This is a genomic window from Janthinobacterium psychrotolerans (genome assembly GCF_001677885.1).
In the GTDB taxonomy this organism is placed as follows: domain Bacteria; phylum Pseudomonadota; class Gammaproteobacteria; order Burkholderiales; family Burkholderiaceae_D; genus Janthinobacterium; species Janthinobacterium psychrotolerans.
This window is the reverse complement of the sequence record NZ_LOCQ01000061.1, coordinates 85986-107326: the sequence shown is the minus strand read 5'-3', so window position 1 is coordinate 107326 and position 21341 is coordinate 85986. Positions and strand designations below refer to the sequence as shown.

Below are 21341 nucleotides of genomic sequence, written 5' to 3'. Positions count from 1 at the left end.
TGACGATGGACCAGACCTCCCGCCCCAACGAAGCCGATACCACCGACTGGGCCGAAAAACACTATCTGCTGGTCGACGATTTTGTCGGCATCCGCATTTTGCTGCGCGAATCCCTGCGCAACCTGGGGGCGCGCCATATCGACCAGGCCGCCAGCGGCGGCGAAGCGATGAAGCTGCTGGCCAAGACGCGCTACGACGTGGTGCTGTGCGACTACAACCTCGGCGAGGGCAAGAACGGCCAGCAGGTGCTGGAAGAAACGCGCGTGCGCAACCTGACGGCGCCGTCCAGCGTGTGGCTGATGGTGTCGGCCGAGAAAAGCGTCGAGTCGGTGATGGGCGCGGCCGAGCACCAGCCCGACGCCTACCTGATCAAGCCGATCACCGAAGGCGTGCTGCTGACGCGGTTGAACCGGGTGTGGCATAAAAAGCAGGTGTTCCGCGAGATCGACCAGGCCTGCATGGAAAAGGATTATCTGCGCGCGGCCAAATTGTGCGACGCGCAGATCGCGCAGAACAAGCTGCACGAGCTGGACTTGCTGCGCATGAAGGCCAGCCTGCTGCTGAAAAGCGGCGAGCCGGAAAAGGCGCGCGCCATCTATGAAAAAGTGCTGGCCGAGCGCGATTACAGCTGGGCCCGGGCAGGGCTGGGCAAGATTCGCATGAACAACGGCGAGCACGAGGCGGCGCGCCAGATCTTCCAGGGCGTGATCGTGGAAAACCGCTATTACATCGACGCCTACGACCAGATGGCGGTGGCCTACCAGCTGATGGGCCAGCATGAAGAGGCGTGCGGCGTGCTGGAAAAGGCGGCGCGGCTGTCGCCCAATTCGGTGCCGCGCCAGCGCAACCTGGGCCAGGCGGCTTTAAAGATCGGCAATGTGAGCATGGCCGAAAAAGCGTTTCGCAAATGCGTGGCGATCGGCGAATTTTCCGTGATGAAGACAGTGGACGCCTACCTGGGCCTGGCGCGCGTGTGCGGCCTGAAAAAGGAGGCGAAGGAGGCGCTGCAGTGGCTGATGCTGGCGCAGCGCGAATTTCCGCCTGAAGAGATCGGCTTGCGCGCCAAGATCACCGAAGGCCTGGTACACCATGAGACGGGCGACTACCGGCGCGCGCGCAAGAGCGGCGACGAGCTTGAGGCGATGCTGGAGCAAGACCCGGCGCGCCCCGGGAAGGAAGTGTGCATGGAGCTGGCCACCTTGCTGTTTGCCGTCGGCGTCAAGGATGCGCCGGCCGGCCTCTTGTGCTATGTGGTGAAGAACAATCACGACAACCAGGTGGTGCAGGACGAGGTGCAGAAGATCTTCGACAAGGCCAAGATGAGCGATGAAGGCACCAGCCTGATCCTGGCTTCGCGCAAGGAAGCGTCGGACCTGATGAACAAGGGCGTACTGCTGTGGAAGACCGACAAGCTGGACGAGGCCGTGGCGTGGATGCGCGCGGCGCGCGACAAGTTGCCGAACAACCTGCGCATCCTGTTCAACTCGGTGCAGATTATCGTGTCATATTTGCAGCAGCGTGGCTATCACGCGGAACTGGCGGCCGAGGCCGTCGACGTGTTGCTGTATGTGGATAAAATCGCACCAGGCCAGCAGCGTTTTGCGCAGCTGATGGAGCAATTGATGCAACTCACGCCAGCGGAGGCGGCGGCAGGCGAAGCTGCCGCACCGGTGGCGGAAAACGTGGCGCCAGCGCCCGAGAAAGCCGTAAAACACATGCGCGGGCGTGGCGGATGATAAACTATGCGCCAGCGTGGTGCAGGCAGCAGCCGGTTCCGCGCTGAAGTTGCTTTACAACAATAAGGAAGAAACTATGCGTGATGTGGTCAATGAAGTCTACAAAAAAATGAAGGTCGGCAGCATCGCCTGGGTACGCCCGGTCGCCGCCAAGGGAGACACGCTGGAAACATTCCAGTCCTCGTACGAGCACGCCAAGGCGCTGGCCGACGAAGGCCTGATCACCATCGGCGACGTCAAGCGTCAGGATGACAACATGATCGAAGCGATCCGGATTCATCGTTTGGCCTGAGCACCCGTAATGCCGGGTTCGCCAAGCGAAGCTTGAAATGCTGGGGTCAGACCCTCGATGCCGCCAACTCGGAGGCTTGCGCTGACGGTCGTGGGGTCTGGCCCCGGCTGTTCACGGGTTCTGCAAAAACTACGACTTGCCTGCTTTGCCCTTTGGTGCCGCCGCACGTCTGACCGGCGCCTTGGTCTTCGCTGCCGTCTCCGCCGCAGCCGGTTTGGCGCGTGGCGCTGGCTTGGCTGCGGCGCCTTCCTTGGCCGGTTCCGGCGTCATGGCCGTCGATACCGCCTGCTTGAACTGATCCTGCAGCAAGTTCCACCACACGGCCGGATTGGCCAGCTGGGCCGCCGCGTCGGCTGACGGGCTGGCTTGCTGAGCGGGCTGAGCCTGTGGCGCTGGCGCTTCCTGTGGCGCAGGCGGTGGCGGTGGCGGTGCTTTTTCAGCCGGCTTGGCCGCTGGCGGCGTCTGCTGGAAGAAGGCCGAGGCGTAAGGCACGGAATCGAACAGGTTTTTTTCGGTGGCGCCCGGCTGCGTGATGGCGGCGGCCATCGAGGCGCCCATCGATTTCAGGGTGGCGATGGTGCCGCGCTGTACTTCCAATGCCTGGATGCTGCCGCGCAGCATGCTGATATTGAGATTGAGCCATGCTTCGACGGCTTTCAGGTCATTGATTTTCTTGTCCAGCTCTTCCACCGACAGGCTCGGCGCGGTCATGCCGGGGACACCCATGCCAGGCACGCTCATGCTGCCCCACAGGTTCTTGACGAAGTCGAGCGTATCAGTCATCACTGCTGCGCCCGGAAGATGGGGCATTTGCGGATTTGCCATGCGAGAGTCTCCTGGTAGGTCGATGGCCCTAGCGTAGCAGATATCAGCTTGCTACTGACGAAATCGCGATGACATTTTTCGCCCGCATTTTCCGGCAAGCTCAGGGGTATTGATCTGCAGCAAGAAAGCGCGTCTGCGGTACAGGCGTTACACTAGCAGCCATGACGTCCGCCTCCTTTTTCAAGCCGCCGCGCCGCCGCACCGTGATCTTTGTCGCCGTGATCGGCGCGCTGCATGTCGTGGCGCTGCAATGGCTGGGCGGGCATGCGGGCAGGGTGGCCGTGCACGAGCAGGCGCAGCTGGTCAGCATGGCCATCGTTGCCGAGGCGCCACCACCGCCCGAGGCGGCGCCGCCACCGCCGGTGCCCTTGCCACCGCCGCCCGCGCCGCCGCTGCCGGCCTTGCCTGCCTTGCCGGTGGTCGATTTGCCGCAGGTGATCGTGCCCGATGCGCCGGCACCGCTGCAGGTGGCGCCGGTGGCGCCGTCCGCACCGGAAAACCCGGCACCGGCGACGGCGCTGGCGCAATTGCCGGCCATCACGCCGCCGGCTGAAACTGCTGCGCCGCCGCCGGTGGTTGAGCAGGCGCGGCGCTACAAAACCGATGTGCCGGCCTCGGCCGATTTCGACCTGCAGGTCGACCGGCGCGATGCCGACGGCACCAAATGGACGGGCGTGGCGGCGATGTCGTGGCAAAATAAGGGCGACAGCTATCGTTTGAGCCTGGAAGTGGGCCTGAGCATGCTGATCACCCGCATCAACCTGCTGGTGCTGAGCAGCGAAGGGGCGATCGACGCCAGCGGCATCGTGCCGGCCAAGGCCACGGAAAAACGCCGCGGCCGCGCGCAGACGGCAACGCATTTCAATGCGGCGGACCAGACCATCCGCTTTTCTGCCACCACCGCCACCGCACCCTGGCAGCAAGGAGCGCAGGACAAGGCCAGCCTGCCGTTCCAGCTGGCCGCCATCGGCCGCGCCGACGTGAGTCAGCTGGCTGGCAATATCGACATCCTGGTCGGCGAAGAGAAGGAAGCGACCGTGTTCCGCTTCCAGATGGTGGGCGAGGAAACACTGGACACCGATATGGGCCGCTTGCAGACCTGGCATCTGCGCCGCCCGCCCAAGCGCGGCAGTTATTCCTCGCAGCTCGATATCTGGCTGGCGCCGTCGCTGCAATGGTATCCGGTACAAATACGCAATACAGAAGCGAACGGGGCGCTGACCACGCAAACCGTCTCCAAAATCACCGTGACAGGATCATGAATGACTTTTACACCCATCAAACAACTGCTGGCCGCAAGCTTGCTGGCCGCCACTTTTTCTTCCGCCATCGCCGCCGAGGACGCCGCCGAACATCCGGTGATCAAGCGCCCGTTCAAGCTGGCGCCGTCGGCCGACCTGGTCTATTCCATCAAGGCAAAGCAAAAAGGCATCGCGCTGTCGGGCGAGTCCGTCAGCAACTGGCGCGCCGGCGACGGCAAGTACACGCTGGTGGCCGAAACCAAAGCTGCGCTGTTTGGCAAGATACTCGAACAGCGCAGCGAGGGCGCGGTCGATGACTACGGCCTGGCGCCGGCCCAGTTCGTGGAAAAACGCTTCCGCAAGGAAGCCGCCACCACCGTGTTCAAACGCGACAGCAAGACCATCGTCTTCAGCGAAGGCGACAAAAGCTATCCGCTCAAGGGCGGCGAACAGGACCGCAACAGCGCCGTCTGGCAACTGGCGGCCGTGGCCCGCGCCGCCCCTGAAAAATTCGTGCCCGGCTCCGAGTGGGCGTTCTTTGTGGCTGGCCGCCATGACGCCGAGCCGTGGATCTTCAAGGTCGTCAAGCAGGAAACCGTCGGCACCGGCCAGGGCCTGGTGGAAGCCGTGCACCTGGTCAAGGCGCCACCGACCGACAAGAAGGGCCAGCAAGTGGACCTGTGGCTGTCGCCGTCGCTGGAATGGTATCCCGTCAAGGTGACGTTCGAGGATGACGATGGGGACTATGTGGAGCAGACGTTGCAGAAGATCGTTAAAAAGTAACTTTTTGAACAGCTAACCCAGATGCAGAACCTGGGGTCGGACCCGCCGGGTCTGCCCCCTGAAATGATATACTGACGCCCCCGCGACCCTTTATGCCCGCAGCGTCCACCATGCCCGCTGCGCCGCCCGCTGAACACTCATCCGGAATAGAATGATTGATATAATGGCAAGTGCAGCCCTGGCTGCGGATGCAAATCAGACCGAGCAGGAGCATCACGATTCATTGCAGGCGCATTTCCAGCCGAATATTTCGGCGGACGAGATCGAACAAGTCTTTCATCTGAAGCGCGCGCAGCCCCTGCTGCAGGTGTTCACGGCGCTGTTCCACGGCGGTTTCGACGGCGTGCTGGTGCGCCTCCTGGTGCTGCGCGAACTGGCGGCCGATGCCGCCACCTCGTCCTACACGCGCGCCGATATCAATACCCGCCTGGCCTATCTGTTGCCGGAAAGTCTGGAAACGGTGCTGCTGCGCCTGCGCAGCAACCAGCTGCTGGCCTGGGACGCGCAGCAGGGCGTGTACCGCGTCACGCCGATGGCGCGCAATGTGCTGTCGGCGATCGACAGCCTGCTGGGCCTGGGGCAGACCGAAGACGAAGCGGAAATGGGCTTTTTGCTGTCGCAGGTGGCTGGTGCGCAAGCCGTCGGCGGCGTGTCGGTGGAGCAATTGCAGCATCTGCTGGGGCGCCTGGTCGACCTGACGGACGAGTTTTCGGACGCGATCGCCTCCGGTTCCGAGTTCCGCTTGCGCACGGCGCAGGCGAAATGGAATATGGCGTGCGACTGGGTCGAAAAGGGTTCCGAGATCCTGGTGGCGATCACCTCCGATGAAAACGCCGACGGCGCCACGCACAAGGCGGCCCAGGCGATCGGCCGCGCGCAAAGCAAACTGCTGAACATGCAGGGCATGTTTTCGCGCGCGCTGAACCAGATCGAGCGCCAGCGCGTGCACCTGGGCCAGTCCGGCCTGTCGACCACCGACATCAAGCGCTGGCTGCTGCAGCACGAGGACCTGGCGTCCCTGGCCGAAGGCGCCATCGACCAGCCCGTCGTGCCGCTGTTTGCCACGCCGGCCGAAATGATCGATGTGGCCGAAACGGAACTGTTGTCCGAACGCGCGGCCGGCGTGGCCCAGACCGGCCTGCCGAGCGGCGAAGACGCCCCCACCACCATCAGCGACGGACCCGCCATGCAGCTGGAACTTGACGATTTGCTCGAGCGCCTGTCGAACTTTGCCAGCCTGGGCAACTTCCCCAGCATCGGCGAAGAAGGGCCAAAGCGTGTGCCGGTGCAGGATTCGCTGCTGCCGGCCAGCTTTGCCGTGGCGTCGTATCGCGCCTCGATGCTGCCGCTGCTCGGCGATGTGTCCGAAGCGAGCTTGCAGGGCGCGACGGCGGAGCTGGCACGGTTGCCGATCACTTTTACCCCGACCGACGAGATGGTCCAATTGAACGACCCGCACGTGGCGGCCATGTCGATCGCCTCGCTGTCCCTGAATATATCCCTTGATTTAGATAGCGGCACTGCCGATGAATGACGATTCCCAAATCCTGATTGCGCGCCTGCTCACGCATCAAACCCTGCGCCGCGACGACAAACTCGTCAAGCGCGTGCTGTCGGACGAACTGTTCCGCGCCGAGATCGATGCGCGATTGCTTGCCTGCGGCCTGAAACTGCTCGACAACGTGTACGCCGACCACGTGACGCTGGCCCTGTCGCGCACCATCGAGCCGAAGATATTCGGCGCGCGCGATGTGTGGCAGAACAATAATTTCGGTCTGGCCCGCGATGGTGTGGCCCTCTTGGTGGTGCTGTGGGCGCAGATTATTTTGCCCAAGCGTGAACGCCAGGAAACCCACCAGCACGCGGACGACGACCAGAACGACATGTTCGGCACCGACAAGCCGCTGCCGCGCGCGGAGGACGCCTCGATCGGCATCGCCTACAAAGCCTTGCTGGCCGACTTTGGCGACAAGCTGGGCAAGAAGACGCGCATGGACATGAATCTGGGCACGCTGGCCAAGCTGGGCTTTATCGAGCGGCGCGGCGACTTTATCGTCGAAGGGCCGTTGCTGGACCTGATGATGGACACCGACGTGCTGAAGGAACGCATCATCAACGGCGCGCTGGCCGACGTGTTCAAGCGCGCGCCGTCGCGGCTGGTGGCGGTCGATCTCGATGCGGAGCTGTCACTTGACAGCGGCGACCTGCCGGACGCCGGCGACGAGCCCGCGCCCGAACTCCCTCACTGAAAGCGTCCATGTTTCATATCAAATCACTTGAACTGGTGCACTGGGATTACTGGCAGCGCATCAAGAATATTCCGCTCGACGCCAAGATCATCACGATCGCCGGCCAGAATGGTTCCGGCAAGACCACCTTGCTCGACGCGCTGCGCACCCTGTTCGGCCTGGACTGCTCGATGGGCCGCACCTATAAACACTATGCGCGCCACTCGGGCCAGCAGACGGCCTGGCTGCGCGCCGTGGTCGACAACCGCAACGTGGGCAAGCAATTGTCGAACCGGCCGTTTCGCAGCTCGGGCTTTTTCAGCGACGATGAAGTCACGCTGTTCTGCCAGATCCAGAAGAACGGCGGTGACTGGAAACGCCAGTACCTGATGCGTCCGGGCAATGTGCAGATCGAAGATATTGCCGACGCCAATGACTGGCTGGGCGTGGAAAACTACCGCAAGCGCCTGGCCAATGCCGGCCTGTCGCCGGCCATGTCGAAAGTGCTGGCGCTCGAGCAGGGCGAAACCGACAAACTGTGCGAATACGCGCCGCGCCAGCTGCTCGACCTGGTATTCCAGGTGTTCGGCGACAAGGAAGTGCTGGACGCCTACGATGAAGCGAAACGCCACCAGCGCGACACGGAAGTGGAACTGAAGCGTTTCGAGACGGAACTCGAAGCGTCGAAAACCAATCTGGAAGGCCTGCGCCTGCGCGTGGCCAACTACCATCAGTGGGAAGGATTGCACCGCGAGCGCCGCAATCTGCTCGAGGAAGTGCTGCCCAGCCTGCAATACCACGAGGCGCGTGAAAAAGCCGCCACCGTCAGCCGGCAGTTGCGCGATGCGCGCAAACCGATGGTGCTGAACGATCCGCTGCTGGCCGATAAGCGCAATGCGCTGGCGGCGCAGGCGAAAGCCCTGTCCGACGCGCAGATGAACGAAACCCTGCTGGAGCAGGAGTCGATCGGCCTGCAGAGCCGCCTTGGGCTGATCAATGCCAAGCTGAAACCGCTCGACAGCCTGCTGGAACAGAAGGAACGCCTGCAAAAGCTGGCGGCGGACTCGGGCAGCGATATCGCCGCCGTCGCCGCCCAGCTGGAACAACAGGAAGCGGCCTTGCTGCTGCAGCGCCAGCAGCGCGACGCGCTGTCGGCACGGATTGCCGGCGAGCAGGCGACGATCGCCGCGCTGCAGGGCAAGACGGCCATGCCGGAGCCGGACAATGTGCGCGGCATGCGCCGCGCGCTGCGCGATGCGGGCATTGCCCACGCCATGCTGTCCGATATCGTCGAAGTGACGGACAGCCGCTGGCAGGGCGCCGTCGAAGGTATCTTGGGTGGCTACGCATCGGTGGTGCTGCTGGACAAGGCGAAAGATGCGTCCGCCGCCTACCGCCTGGCCGAAAAGGAACGCTATCGCCACTTTATCGTGCCCGAACTGGTCACCGCGCCCACCTCCAGGGACGACAGCCTGCTGGCGGTAGTAAAATTTTCCGCACCGGTGCCCAGCTGGCTGATCGAGCAATTGTCGCGCATTACGCGCGTCGACTCGGTCGAAGCCGGCTTCAAGCTGGGCAACCATGACGAGTGGATCACGCCCGAGGCCTATCACCGCGAACGCCGCGGTGGTCGCTCGCTGTTTGTCGAAGCGTCGCGCTACCGCTTCGGCCAGGCGGGCCGCAGCGGGCGCCTCGAAGCGCTGCTGCGTTCCTTGCCGGGCCTGGAAGCGCAGGAAGATACGCTGACCCTGGCCATTTCGAAACTGGCGGCGGAAGTGGGCAATTTGAAAGCACGGATCGCCGGCGTCGATGCGGCCAAGGAATTGAGCGCCCGCCAGGAAGAATTTGCCGAAGCGCTGCGCAATTCAAAACCGTTGAAAGAAGAGCGGCTGGACGTGGGCGGCCGCCTGGGCGAATTGCAGAACCTGACCAAGAACGCGACTGTCGCGCGTACCCGCGCCGACACCGTGTGGCAGAACGCGCGCCTGGCCTTGTCCGAGGCGGAAGCCGGTTCGCGCCTGGGCTACAAGAAGCAGATCGAGCAGCGTGCCGAGCATGCGCGCGCCTTGCTGGCACTGCGCCGCGCCTGGCGCCATTTGCCGCGCAGCTGGCGCCGTCCGGCGCGGCGCGCCGCGCTGGTGGCCGAACACCAGAATGCGCACCAGGTCGACCTGCGCGTGTCCAGTTTGCAAAGCAGCCTGGCGCGCGACGACTGGGAGCTGGACGCCACCGTGATCGACCAGCATCACCGCCTGTCGGAGCAGCTGAGCGGGCGCCAGTCGGAAACGGACGAACGCCGCTACCAGAACAACCGCGCCATCGAAGCGACGGGCAATGCGCGCGGCGCCTATATGGAGCGGCTGCGCTATACCATCAAGACCTACAGCAAGAACATCAAGGAGCTGGGCGAACTGGCCGGCATCGAAGTGCATGCCGATCCGGTGCGCCTGGAAAACGACGATGTGCAGCTGTCGCAGGCGGGCCTGCATGTGCGCTTCAAGTTCGACGGCAAGGGCATTATCGGCATGAACGACGGCGAAGCGTCGGGCGGCCAGCAGGTGATGAAGTCGCTGGTGCTGCTCATCGGCCTGCTGAAATCGGAGGGCGGCTCGGGCGGCTTCGTGTTTATCGACGAGCCGTTTGCCCACCTCGATATCCGCAATATCCAGCTGGTCGGCGAATTTCTGAAAAACACCGAAGCACAGTACCTGATGACCACGCCGCTGACGCACAATACCGACGTCTACGATCCATCCGAACTGACTTTGATTACCAGCAAAAAGAAAAAGGACACGCAATGGGCGCAACCGATTTTCGTACTGCAACGCCGCCAGGAAGCGGCCGCCGGCAAGGCGGCATGATCAAGCTTGCGATGTTGCTGGCACCGGTGCTGGCGCTGGCCGCATCAGCGCCGGCAATCGCCAATGACGGCATCGGCTCGGTCAGCGCCGGCGGCATTATCGTCGGCAAGACCGACGCCGTGGCCATGAAAAAGGAAGTGCTGACGGTCAGCCCGGACCTGATCAAGGTCGAGTACGAGTTCCTCAATGAATCGAAGGCCGACGTGGAAGAGACCATCATCTTCCCGCTGCCGGCGTATGATGCCGGCTACCACCAGTCGCCCACGTATTACGGCCAGCCGCAGCAGTTCTCGATCGAGGTCGACGGCAAGCCCCGCGACTACCAGACCGTGCTGCTCGCCAAGCTCGACGGCAAGGATGTGACGGCGCGCCTGAAAGCGCTGGGCCTGACGGACAAGCAGGTGGCGTATTTCCCGTCGTTTACGCCCTTCGACAGGAAGGTCGAGCCGCTCACTGCCCAGCAGAAAAAAGCCCTGATCGCCGACGGCTTGCTGGCCAAGCTGTCCGACGACGAACAGTGGGTGCCGGCCTGGTCGGTGACGGTGGTCTATCAGTGGCAGCAGAAATTTGCGGCCGGTAAAACCGTGCGCGTGCGCCATCAATATGCGCCATTCGTGGCCGCCGGCCCCGGCGCGTCCTACCTGGGCGATGGCAACGAGTTTGAGAAGAAATATTGCGGCGACAAGGCCTTTTATGCGACCTGGAACAAGCTGGCCAAGCAGCAGGGCGAGAGCGGCTTCGTCAATGCCAAATGGGTGTCGTACATCCTGAAGACCGGCAACACCTGGAAAAACGGCATCGAGGACTTTACCCTGAACCTGGTCAAGGGCAAGTCGGACGAGCTGATCAGCCTGTGCTTTCCCGGCACGTTTACCAAGATCAATCCGACCACCCTGCAGGTGAAACTGCGCAATTTCCGCCCGACCCAGGACTTGAACGTCTACTTTGGCAATGTCGAAAATGGCAGCGAGAATACCGGCGAGGCGCCCGCCTTGCGCGGCAATTATCTGAAGACCAAATAGCCGCCGGCGCTGCTTATTCGATGGCGTCCAGCGGCTTGTTGCGCTGGCGCCAGCGCAGCAGGCCCCAGGCGTAGCAAGCATAGTAGCCGGTGACCATGCCGTAGGCGGCCATGGTCAGCGGGCTCTGGCCGAACGGTGGCGGCGGCACCGGCACGTCCAGCCGCGTGTTCAGGTAGATCTCCATGCCGCGGTACAGCAGGCGCGCGATGAACAGCATGGTAATGGCCAGGCCCAGGTAGCGGTGCTGGGTGAAGTAATAATCCTTGCCGACCTGTTCGAATCGGGTCAGCTTGATGCCCAGTACGCCCAGCCAGCCACCGGCCAGCACGCCGGCGCCCAGGCTCGACAGCGGCAGAATGTCGAATTTGGTCGTCGTGGCCAGGAACACGATCAGTGCGGGAAAACCGAAAGCCACCAGGCGGTGCCGCCATACCAGCGACTTCTGGCGCGCCACCAGTTTTTTCAGGCGCGAGTAGATGCGCCAGACCAGCAGCGGGACCAGGAACAGCAGGGCAAGGGTGGTGGTTTCCATGTAAGGCTTCGGGCAACGGTAAAGCAGCGATTGTAAGCCAGATCGCCCTCGCTCGCCGCAGTCATGGCCGGTATTGAAATGTTGCTTATTGACATTTTGATGGCGGGTCAGCACTATGGACTGCTACCCATCCACCGTCCGCGGAGCGCCATGTCATCCCGTTTCCCCTTGTTGCCCGTTACCGTCGGCCTGATGGCCGCTTCCTCCCTGGCCACCGCCGACACGGGCGGCTATCAGCTGCCGCCGGCGGCGCTGCAAGCCATCGTCGATGCGCCGCGCGCGCCGACCCTGAGCCTGAGCCCGAAGCGCAACCTGGCCGCCGTGCTGGCCACGCCGTCGCTGCCGGGCATCAGCGAAGTGGCGCAGCCCGAACTGAAGCTGGCCGGCCTGCGCATCAACCCGCGCACCTATTCGGCCAGCCGCTTCAGTTTTTACACAGGGCTGGGCCTGCTCGATATCGACACGCAAAAGGAATTCAAGGTCAGCGGCCTGCCGGCAGCGCCGCGCATCGCCGACCTGGCCTGGTCGCCCGACCAGCGCTACCTGGCGTTCAGCAATGTGGTGTATGCCGATGCCGCCAAGGGCGTCAAGGAGTCCGGCGTGGAATTGTGGCTGCTCGACGTGCAGGGCAAGGCCGCGCGCAAGCTGTCGAATCAAGCTTTGTCGGGCGTATCCGGCCGCGGTTTTTCGTGGATGCCGGACAGCAAGACCTTGCTGCTGCACCTGAAGCCGGCCAGGCTGGGCGCGGCGCCCGCCGTCAACGGCATTCCGACCGGCCCGGCCATCCAGGACAGCCTGCCCGGCGGCGCCGTCAAGCAGTTGCGCACTTACCCTGACCTGCTGAAAAATGCGCAGGACGCGCAGCTGTTCGAACACTACATCACGGCGCAGCTGGCCTTGCTGGATGTCACCGGCAAACAGCGCCTGGTGGGCCAGCCGGGCGCCTACTCGCGCGCCACCGTGGCGCCGGGCGGCAAGTTTCTGCTGACCGAAACCATAGCCCGTCCGTATTCGTATATCGTGCCGGCAAGCGACTTCGGCAGCAAGATCGAAGTGCGCGACCTGGCCGGCAAGGTGGTGCATGTGGTGGCGACCCTGCCGCTGGAAGAAGGCCTGCCACCAGGCAATGACGCCGTTTCGCCCGGCGTGCGCAGTGTCAGCTGGAGGGTCGATGCGCCGGCCACCCTGGTATGGGCCGAAGCGCAGGATGGCGGCGACCCGGCCAAGAGCGCCGAGATCCGCGACATCGTCTACACCCAGGCCGCGCCGTTTACAAGCAAGCCGGCCGTGCTGGCCAGGCTCGCTTCGCGCTATGCCGGCATCGCCTGGGGCCGTGGCGACCTGGCCCTGTTGAGCGAAGCATGGTACAAGACGCGCGCCGTCAAGCAATGGCGCATAGCTCCAGATCACCCCGCGGATCAACCGGGCATGCCAGGCGACCTGGTGTATTCGGGCTCGTTCGAAGACCGCTACAACGATCCGGGCCAGCCCGTGATGCGCGCCGACGCCGCCGGCCTGCCGCGCATTTTGATTTCCGCCGACGGCACCATCCTGCTCGACGGCGCCGGTGCGAGCAAAGATGGCGACCGGCCGTTTATCGACCGCCTGGACCTGGTGACGAAAAAGAAGGAGCGCTTGTTCCAGAGCGCCGCGCCGTATTATGAAAACGTGGTGGCCGTGCTCGACGAAGACGGCGGCCGTTTCCTGTCGACGCGCGAATCGCCGACCGAGCAGCCCAACTTTTATGTGCGCAATCTGAAGCCGGGCGCGACAGCCCTGACGCCGCTGACGCATTTCCCGCATCCGTTGCCGCAGCTCAAGGACGTGCAGAAAGAGCTGATCCGCTACAAGCGCGCCGACGGCGTCGACCTGACGGCCACCCTGATGCTGCCGCCGAACTACGACGTCAAGCGCGACGGTCCGCTGCCAACCCTGATGTGGGCTTACCCGCAGGAATTCAAGACCGCCAGCGCCGCCAGCCAGACCAGAGGCTCGCCGTACAAATTCAACGCCGTCAGCTATTCGGGGCCGGCCGCCTTTTTGTCCATGGGTTACGCCGTGCTCGACAATCCATCGTTCCCCATTGTCGGCACCGGCGAGCAGGAGCCAAACGACACCTACCTGCCGCAACTGGTGGCCGACGCCGAAGCGGCTGTCGACGAAGTGGTGCGGCGCGGCGTGGCCGACCGCGACCGTATCGCCATCGGCGGCCACTCGTATGGCGCCTTTATGACCGGCAACCTGCTGGCCCATACGCGGCTGTTCCGCGCCGGCATCGCCCGCAGCGGCGCCTATAACCGCACCCTGACGCCATTCGGCTTCCAGTCGGAAGACCGGCCGTTCTGGCAGGCGCAGGCGGTGTACCAGGCCATGTCGCCGTTTAACCATGCCGACAAGATCAAGGATGCGCTGCTGCTGATCCACGGCGAGCAGGACAACAACTCGGGCACCTTCCCGATCCAGAGCGAGCGCATGTTCCAGGCCATCAAGGGCCTGGGCGGCACGGCCCGTTTGGTGATGCTGCCCAACGAAAGCCATGGCTACCGCGCGCGCGAGTCCATCATGCACATGCTGTATGAAAGCAACAACTGGCTGGAAAAATACGTCAAAAACGCCGCCCCGCGCACGCCGGCGGCCAGCAAGGAAGGCCAATAAGGCGCAGCCGGCAGCGAGTCGTGGTATGGTCTTCCTTTGCCTGTTCGCTAATGGAGGCCTGCCATGAAAAGCGTTGCCATTGAAGCGCACCGTGCGCCCGACCCGGCGCCGGTCGATGATCCCATGCCTGCGCCCGAGCCCGATACCAGTCCCGGCCACCGGCCCGGTCCGGCGCATCCGGTGCCGCAGGACGATCCGGTTCCCGATCCGCACCCAAGTTAATTCGTCAAAGAAAGGCTGTTTCAGATGGCATTGATCAAGGAAAACTACACCCGCAAGGTCAGCGGAGAAACGTTCGACTATGAACTCGACTACACGCCCGGCAGCGACGTCGGCTGGATCGCCCGCGTCTACCACGACGGCGTGCTGAAAGGCTCGCCGCACGGCGCACTGACGGCCAACGTGCTGTCCGGCCCGGCGCTGGAACAATATCTGCGTGCGTACGTCGAAGGCATGATCGAGCGCGGCCTCGATGTCGCGGAATAAGCGGTAGGTCGGATTAGCCCGAAGGGCGTAATCCGACAACACCACGATCAGCGTTAACAATGTTGTCGGATTACGGTCCTATGGACCTAATCCGACCTACGAACCCCGGTGGACGTAATAAACGAAAAGGGCGCCGAGGCGCCCTTTGTGTTTTGGGTCAATCAAACGCCCATGTATACAAGATATCCAGCGCATTGTTGGTGCCGGTCTGGAACTGCAAGGTAAAGCGGCGGTTCAGCTTGTAGCGCAGCTTTACCAGGCTCGACGCCGTGCTGGCGCCTTGCTCGAACGTCAGGTAGGCGCGCGAGGACAGACGCTTGCCGACCGTGACGACCGTGCTTTCCAGTCCCTTGGCCTGCGACAGGCCCACTTCATCAAGGCCCAGCGAGCTGGCCAGCTTGCCCTGCATGCCGCCGCCCGAGCCGCCGAAGAGGGCGCCGGCGGCCGTGGTCAGCAGGGCCATTTCATCGCCGGCCGCCGTTTCCGCGCCGTGGCCGAGGATCAGCCAGGCCAGCTTGTCGCTGTCCGACACGTTCGGCGTCGACACCAGCTTGGCCGTGGGCGCCTGGGCCGTGCCGCGCACTTCCACGCCGGCTTCCACATTGGTTTCCGACAGCGCCTCGCCTTGCGGACGCTTGCGCACGGCCAAGACGTTCAGCGACGGATTGTCGTAGGCGCCCGTAAAGTTGATCACGCCGCGCTCGATCGCCAGTTTCTGCCCGTAGGCCGCATACAGGCCGTTGACGACGCGGATGCTGCCGGTGACGCGCGGCGCGGCGCGGTTTTGCACGCGGGCGCGGATATTGCCGGCCAGATCGGCATCGATGCCCATGCCGCGCAGATGGAAGGCGTTGCCAAGATCAAACTCCACGTCGATATTCAAGGGCAGCTCGGGCGCGGCCTTGGTGGCGCGGCTGTTCTTGCCCAGCACTACCACGTCATCGCTCTGCGTCGGCGTGCCTTCCGGCGCCAGTTCGATCAGCGCGCGATTGGCCCTGAACTTGCCTTCCAGGCTGAACAGCTTGTCGTTGCGCAGCACGGTGGCGTTGCCCGACAGGATCAGGGTGCGGTCCGGGCGCGACAGCGCCGTCAGGCGGTCTGCCAGCAGTTTGAGCTCCATCGTCGCTTCGCCGTTCGCAAAGCGCACCCAGCCATCAAGCTGGGCCTTGCCGTTGCCGCCGTCAAAGGTCAGGCGCTGCAGCTGCAGCTGGTCGCCGGCCAGCTTGGCCTGCAGCACGCCATTGCGCAGGCGCAAGCCTTGCTCGGCCCAGTTCACCAGCAGGCCGCTGCCCGTGATGTCGCCATTGAGCAGGGGCGCGCCGATGGTGCCGCTGCCGGTCAAGGCCACTTTCAGGGCGCCGCCCAGTTCCAGGCCAGGCTGGCCGGCCAGTGGCGCCACCCACGACAGCGAGGCGATATTGGTGGTGCCGGTCAGGCTCAGGGCGCTGCTGTTGCTGATGCGCCCGCCCAGCATCTGCACGCTGGCGTTGATATCGCTCTGGCCGGCGCGCGTGCCGTCCAGCTTTACGGCCAGGCGCAATTGCTGGTTGGCCACGTCCATGCGTGCATCGAGCGTGCGCAGGCCCAGGGTCAGCGGCTGGTCGACGCCGACCGTGATATCGCCTTTTTCACGGAAGATGTGCAGCATGCCGGCCAGCGCCGGTTCTTTCTGGCTGGCAGTGGCCGCTTGCATGTCGAGCGACCATTGCGCGCCCAGTGTCAGGTCGCCACGCATGTTTTCCTTCAGCGCCGGTGCGAACTGCGCCAGGTAGTTCAAGGCCACGCCGGTGGCCTGGCCGGCACTGGTCCAGCGCGCACCGTTCTTGGCCAGGCTTTGCATGGTGATGCTGCCGGCTGGCAGCTTGATGACGGTATTGCCCACGCTGAGCTGCTCGGGATTGCCCAGGCCCGCCACGCCGCTGCCGGCTGGCCCTGCCACTTTGACCGGCACCGGCGCTTGCAGCACCAGCGCATAGCGGCCCTTGTTTTGCAGGCTGTCGATGCTGCCGGTCCAGCTGGCGCCGCTCTGGCTGCCCCTGGCGGCGATGGTGGCGTCGAAGTCGTCGTTGCGCGCCGCCAGATTGATCGTGTGGTTGCCGCGCGTGCCGGTGGTGCCCAGGCGCGCCGTGGCCAGCTTGAAGGTCGGGGTGCTGTAGCCGGTGATTTCCAGCGCGCCGAGCATCGGGTCCTGCGCGCCCTGGCCGGAGCCGACGCTGGCGCTGCCCTTGACGGCCTGCAGGCGCTGGTCGCCGAAGAAGGTCAGGTTGTTGCCGTCCAGGCTAAGCTGTGCCGACGGCGCATCCATCTTGCCCGCCACCACGCCGGACGCGTGCAGCACGCCGCCGAACTGCGGTCCCAGGGTGGCCAATTGCGGCGCATCGAGTTTCCAGTTCAGCTTGTCGGTGGCGCCGCCCAGCGCGCCTTTGGCGACCAGGCTGTTGGGGCCCAGGCGCAGTTCCACGTCGGCATTGTCGACCCGTTTGGCGGATGCTGCCAGCTTGGCGTAGCCGGCCAGCGGCGCGTTTTGCAAGGTCGATTCGCGCAGCGCCAGGGTCAGCGCCATGCGCCAGTCGGCACTCAGGTTGCCGCTGCCGTTGAAGTCGGCGTTGATATTGCCCACCGGCAGATTGCCAAACGCGGCCGGATTGAGTTTTTGCACCGTGCCGGCCATTTTCACTTCCGGCGACTGTTTTGGTCCTGTCAGGCCGATGTCGCCGCTGGCGTGGATCACGCTGTCGGGCGCCGGACGCTTGCTGCTGGACAGTCCCAAGCCTTTCGCATCAGCCACAAAGCTGGTGCGCGGTTCCTTCAGCGTGCCTTGCACCACGCCGCTGGCCAGCACCGCGCCGGCCAGGTCGCCCTGCACGGCGGACAGTTGCCGCGCGTCGACATTCCAGTTCAGTTTTTCACCAAGGCCGCCAAAGTTGCCCTTGGCCGCGATGGTGTTCTTGCCCAGCGCCAGCTGCACGTCGATGCCGCTGAAGTGCGCCGCGTCGGCCGTCAGCTTGCCCTTGCCCGACAAAGGCTGGTCGAGCAGCTTGCTGGGGCGCACCGTGAAGTCGGCATTGGCCAGCCACTGCGGGGCCACGTGGCCGTTGGCGCGCACGTCGAGATTCAGGTCGGCGACGGGAAACGCGCCGAAGTCGGCCGGGTTCAAGCGGCTGGTGCTGGCGACGGCCCTGAACGGCTGCTCGTCCTTCAGGCTGATCTGGCCGGTGGCGTTGATGCTGCTCTTGCCCGCTTGCAAAGTCGCCTTGCTCAGGTTTACCAGCGAATCGGCCAGCGTCGCTTCCAGGTCCAGGCGCAGCCTGGCTTCGCCGAGCTTGGCGCGCACGGTCTGCGTCTTGCCGTCGCTATCCAAGGTGATGTCGCCGGCGATTCTGGTGCTGTTGATGCTGCTGTAGATTTGCTGCAGGTCGATCTTGTCGGTATGCAGGGCAATCCTGGCCTGGGCTATGCCGGCGTCGGGCGCGTCGCGGTCGATCTTGCCGCTACCGGTAAATTTGCCGGCATTGCCGAAGTCGATGATGGCGGACTCCAGCGTGGTGGCCGTCAAGGTGCCGCCCAGGCGCGCGTCGAACTGGCGCAGCGGCAGCTTTTGCTGGTCGATCGGGCCGGGCGTGGCGTGGTTGACGATGGCCAGCTTGCCCGACACGCTTTGATTGGCGCCGATGGCCGCGTCCAGGTCCAGGCTCAGGTCGGCCTGCGGCAAGGTCGCATCGAACTTGCCCGGATTGATATTGCTGCCCTTGATGCTGGCCGAGCGCAGGATGATGACGGGGTCGAACGGCGCCAGCGCCAGCTGCGCGTCGGCGGTGGCGGCGCCGGCATTGCCCTTGGCATTGAGATTGAGCAGATTCAGGTCGCCGCCGAGCGCCAGGTTCAGGGCCGCCGGTTTTTCGCCGGCCGGCGCCACCGCCTGCATCAGGCTGGCCGTGCCGTTGAGCTTGAACGGTTTCACGGCACCTATGGTGGCGTCGGCTTTGGCCAGGCCAAACGGCGTGACGGCCGAGGCGTCTTTCAGCCGCCATGCGGCCTTGTCGCCGGACAAGGCAAAGCGGACCTTTTCAAATACGGTGTTGCCGCTCTCGCTGATCAGGGTGATCTTGTCGAGGCGCGCCTCGCTGATGCCGATTTTAAAAGGCGAGGCCAGGCTGTCGGGCATGCTTGACGGCTCGTCGGACTTGGCCAGGGTCTGCACGCCCAGGCTGGCCACATGCAGTTCGGAAATCGCGATGCCTTCCGAAAAATACTGGAACGGCGACCAGTTGATGTCGATATTGTCGGCCGTGATGTGCTGCGTCTTGCTGCGGTAGCTGACGTGGTCCAGGTGCATGCGGTTGTAGAGCGAACCGGACACGCCGGACACTTCGATCTGGCCGCCGCTGGCGCTGGCCACTTTTTGCACCAGCAGTTGCAGGGTCGATTCGCGGCCCAGGAACCAGAAGGCGCCGCCCAGCAGCACGGCCAGGCTGGCGACGGCGATCAGCAGGTAGCGCGGCCAGCGGCGTTGTTTCGCCGGCGGCGGTGGCGCAGGTGGTGGCGCGGCGGAGGAGGACTCGGTGGCAAGGTCGGACATCAGAAGGTGAATCCCAGAGAAAAGTGCAAACGGAAGGCGTGGACGGCGTGGCCATACGCCACGTCGACATTGATGGGGCCGACGGGGCTCTTGTAGCGCCCGCCGAGGCCATAGCCTGATTTCAATTCGAGCGCATCCTTGACGCTGTCGGCCGCATTGCCGGCGTCATAGAAGGCGGCGATCGCCCATTTCGGCTTGAACCAGTATTGGTATTCGGCGCTGGCGGTGGCCAGGTAGCGCCCGCCGACGGTGGCGTCGCCTTCCTTCACGCCCAGCTCCTGGTAGGCATAGCCGCGCACGGACTGGTCGCCGCCGGCGCGGAACAGGTAGACGGCCGGCACGCCTTTTTTCTCTTTCGAGCCCAGCGCGCCCATTTCGCCGCGCACGATCAGCTCGCCTTTTTCGCCGAGCGGCTTGTAATACACGCCCTTGCCCGACACGCGCACGAAGCGCTCGTCGGTCAGCACCGGCAGCAGCGCGCCGCCGACCTGGGCGTTGATCACATAGCCCTTGGTCGGGAACAGCAGGCTGTCGAGGCTGCGCTTGGTGATGGCATAGGTCAGCGGCAAGCTCTTGCTGCGCGTCTGTTCCAGGCCGACCACGGTTTTATCTTCGCTCAAGAATTCGAAGGTCAGGCTGCGTTCCAGGTTGGTGCCGCCCCAGTTGCGCTTGGCGGCAATCGTCGACACGGCCGTGATCTCGTTGGAAATATCGCTGCGCTCGAACGAGGCGCCGACGCTGTCGTTGTAGCCGCGCTCGGTGGTCGGAAAGTAGAAGTTGGCGTGCGCCGTCTGCTTCTTCGTTTCCATCGTGATCGCGCTCTTGAAACGCGTGCCCCAGACATTGAGGTTGTCGTAGTTGAGCTGGGCGCGGTTGCCCGTATTGGTACTGAAACCGATACCGGCGCTGACGTTCTGCTGCTTGTTTTCCGTCACGCGCACCACCAGCGGCAGTTGCGGCGCGGGGCCGCGGCTGGCCTGGGCGCTGGCCACGGTTTCGCCTTCCTGCACCGCCTGGCCGGCCTCGATCTGCTCATTGAGGATGCTGCTCATGTCGGCGCTCACTTCCACGCTGGCAAAGTAACCGGTGTCCTGCAGCCGTGCCTGGTACAACTGCAGCGCCGATTCGCTGTAATACTCGCCGGGGCGGATCTTGTTGAGGTTGCGGATGATGGCCGGATCGTAGCGCTTCAGGCCCTCGATGCGCAGTTCGCCAAAGCGCAGCTCGGGGCCGCTGCTGAGGATCACCAGCAGCGAGGCCTTGTGGGTTTCCGGGTCGACCACGGCTTGCGTGTCGACCAGCTGGGCGCGCGGGTAGCGCGTCTGCACCACCTCGCGCAGCAGCGCGCGCTTGGCGGACTCCCATTCGGCCTGGCGGAAGATGGCGCCTGTCTTCAGGGGCCAGCGGCGCTTGAGGCCTTCGGTGTCGTACGGCTCGCTGGCCGCCAGCGGCGGGGTCGGATCGAAACCGCGCAATTCCAGCTCGACCTTGTCGACCACCACCGCTTCGCCCGGCTCGACGTTGACGGTGACCACCGGCCGGCTGCCGGCCGTGTCGACATTGACCGTGACCACGGGCGTGTAGAAGCCGGCCGTGGCCACCAGGTCCTTGACCTGCTCGGGCGCGTCGCGCACCAGGCGCTGCAATTGCTCGCGGTCCATGCGCGGATTGCCGCGAAAGCGTTCGAGGTCGAGATTTTTTTCCAGCAGCTCATCGAGATCGCCGGGCGCGTTGACGCGCACATCGTATTGCAGGGCTGGCGCGACGGGTGCCGTATCGGCAACCGGCTCGTCCGCCGGAGGGGCGGCGACCGTGTCGGCAGGCGTGTCCTGCACGACGTCGGCCGTCGCTGGCAGCGGCGCCGCCACCGCTTCCTGCGCATACGCATGGGCCATCGGCAGGGTCAGGATGGCGCCGCCGGCAGCGGCCAGTGTCAGTTGCCCCATTACTTTTGCCACCAGTTGTGCCAAAATTCGTGGTTGTATTGCCTTGCCGGTGGCCAAGTGCGCTAGGGGACGTGCAGAAAACATGGTGCTCCAGATGAGTAAATGCTGCCCGCATGTTACCGGAAGTGGGAAATTGATGGCGGACGAATAAGGCT

Annotated in this window: 15 protein-coding genes; 11 read left to right on the top strand and 4 right to left on the bottom strand. The window is 64.2% G+C overall.

The window, feature by feature from the left end:
• Nucleotides 1–5 precede the first annotated feature (5 nt).
• Both ASR47_RS22520 and ASR47_RS22515 read left to right on the top strand, forming a co-directional pair.
• A complete protein-coding gene (locus ASR47_RS22520; protein WP_065310048.1) occupies nucleotides 6–1736 on the top strand; it encodes a response regulator in 1731 nt (576 codons plus the stop codon).
• Nucleotides 1726–2028, top strand: coding sequence for a hypothetical protein (locus ASR47_RS22515; protein WP_245714450.1), 303 nt, complete (start codon nucleotides 1726–1728; stop codon nucleotides 2026–2028). Before ASR47_RS22520 ends, ASR47_RS22515 begins: the two co-directional genes overlap by 11 nt.
• Before the next feature lie 129 nt (nucleotides 2029–2157).
• Here the strand turns inward: ASR47_RS22515 and ASR47_RS22510 are convergent, their stop codons facing one another.
• Nucleotides 2158–2811 carry a PhaM family polyhydroxyalkanoate granule multifunctional regulatory protein gene (locus ASR47_RS22510; RefSeq protein WP_245714449.1) on the bottom strand — a complete coding sequence of 218 codons (654 nt, stop codon included), beginning with the start codon at nucleotides 2809–2811 and terminating at the stop codon, nucleotides 2158–2160.
• A 203-nt stretch (nucleotides 2812–3014) separates the two neighbouring features.
• Here ASR47_RS22510 and ASR47_RS22505 point away from each other — a divergent pair, with 203 nt between their 5' ends.
• From ASR47_RS22505 to ASR47_RS22480, 6 genes are all read left to right on the top strand, one after another.
• A complete protein-coding gene (locus ASR47_RS22505) occupies nucleotides 3015–4115 on the top strand; it encodes a DUF3108 domain-containing protein (protein ID WP_065310046.1) in 1101 nt (366 codons plus the stop codon).
• Nucleotides 4116–4877: a DUF3108 domain-containing protein gene (locus ASR47_RS22500; protein WP_065310045.1), complete on the top strand. Its 762-nt coding sequence runs from the start codon at nucleotides 4116–4118 to the stop codon at nucleotides 4875–4877.
• 163 nt (nucleotides 4878–5040) lie between these two features.
• Entirely contained in the window at nucleotides 5041–6411 is a 1371-nt protein-coding gene (locus tag ASR47_RS22495) for a hypothetical protein (protein ID WP_150127938.1), read from the top strand.
• Nucleotides 6404–7126, top strand: coding sequence for a hypothetical protein (locus ASR47_RS22490; protein WP_065310043.1), 723 nt, complete (start codon nucleotides 6404–6406; stop codon nucleotides 7124–7126). Before ASR47_RS22495 ends, ASR47_RS22490 begins: the two co-directional genes overlap by 8 nt.
• 8 nt (nucleotides 7127–7134) lie before the next feature.
• Nucleotides 7135–9966: an ATP-binding protein gene (locus ASR47_RS22485; protein WP_065310042.1), complete on the top strand. Its 2832-nt coding sequence runs from the start codon at nucleotides 7135–7137 to the stop codon at nucleotides 9964–9966.
• A complete protein-coding gene (locus tag ASR47_RS22480) occupies nucleotides 9963–10988 on the top strand; it encodes a DUF4424 family protein (protein ID WP_065310041.1) in 1026 nt (341 codons plus the stop codon). The genes ASR47_RS22485 and ASR47_RS22480 overlap by 4 nt, the downstream gene beginning before the upstream one ends.
• 13 nt (nucleotides 10989–11001) lie before the next feature.
• On the opposite strand, the gene ASR47_RS22475 is transcribed toward ASR47_RS22480, so the two are convergent.
• A complete protein-coding gene (locus ASR47_RS22475; protein ID WP_065310040.1) occupies nucleotides 11002–11520 on the bottom strand; it encodes a CcdC protein domain-containing protein in 519 nt (172 codons plus the stop codon).
• A 150-nt stretch (nucleotides 11521–11670) separates the two neighbouring features.
• On the opposite strand from ASR47_RS22475, the gene ASR47_RS22470 reads away from it, so the two are divergent.
• From ASR47_RS22470 to ASR47_RS22465, 3 genes are all read left to right on the top strand, one after another.
• A complete protein-coding gene (locus ASR47_RS22470) occupies nucleotides 11671–14175 on the top strand; it encodes an alpha/beta hydrolase family protein (RefSeq protein WP_065310039.1) in 2505 nt (834 codons plus the stop codon).
• Nucleotides 14176–14238: 63 nt separating this feature from the next.
• Nucleotides 14239–14397, top strand: a complete 159-nt coding sequence (locus tag ASR47_RS27580) for a hypothetical protein (RefSeq protein WP_171899021.1) — start codon at nucleotides 14239–14241, stop codon at nucleotides 14395–14397.
• Nucleotides 14398–14421: 24 nt separating this feature from the next.
• Nucleotides 14422–14661, top strand: a complete 240-nt coding sequence (locus ASR47_RS22465) for a hypothetical protein (protein WP_065310038.1) — start codon at nucleotides 14422–14424, stop codon at nucleotides 14659–14661.
• A gap of 157 nt (nucleotides 14662–14818) precedes the next feature.
• Here ASR47_RS22465 and ASR47_RS22460 read toward each other — a convergent pair whose 3' ends face one another.
• Both ASR47_RS22460 and ASR47_RS22455 read right to left on the bottom strand, forming a co-directional pair.
• A complete protein-coding gene (locus tag ASR47_RS22460) occupies nucleotides 14819–19240 on the bottom strand; it encodes a translocation/assembly module TamB domain-containing protein (RefSeq protein ID WP_065310037.1) in 4422 nt (1473 codons plus the stop codon).
• Nucleotides 19240–21186, bottom strand: a complete 1947-nt coding sequence (locus tag ASR47_RS22455; protein ID WP_082989113.1) for an autotransporter assembly complex protein TamA — start codon at nucleotides 21184–21186, stop codon at nucleotides 19240–19242. The genes ASR47_RS22460 and ASR47_RS22455 overlap by 1 nt, the downstream gene beginning before the upstream one ends.
• Nucleotides 21187–21341 lie beyond the last annotated feature (155 nt).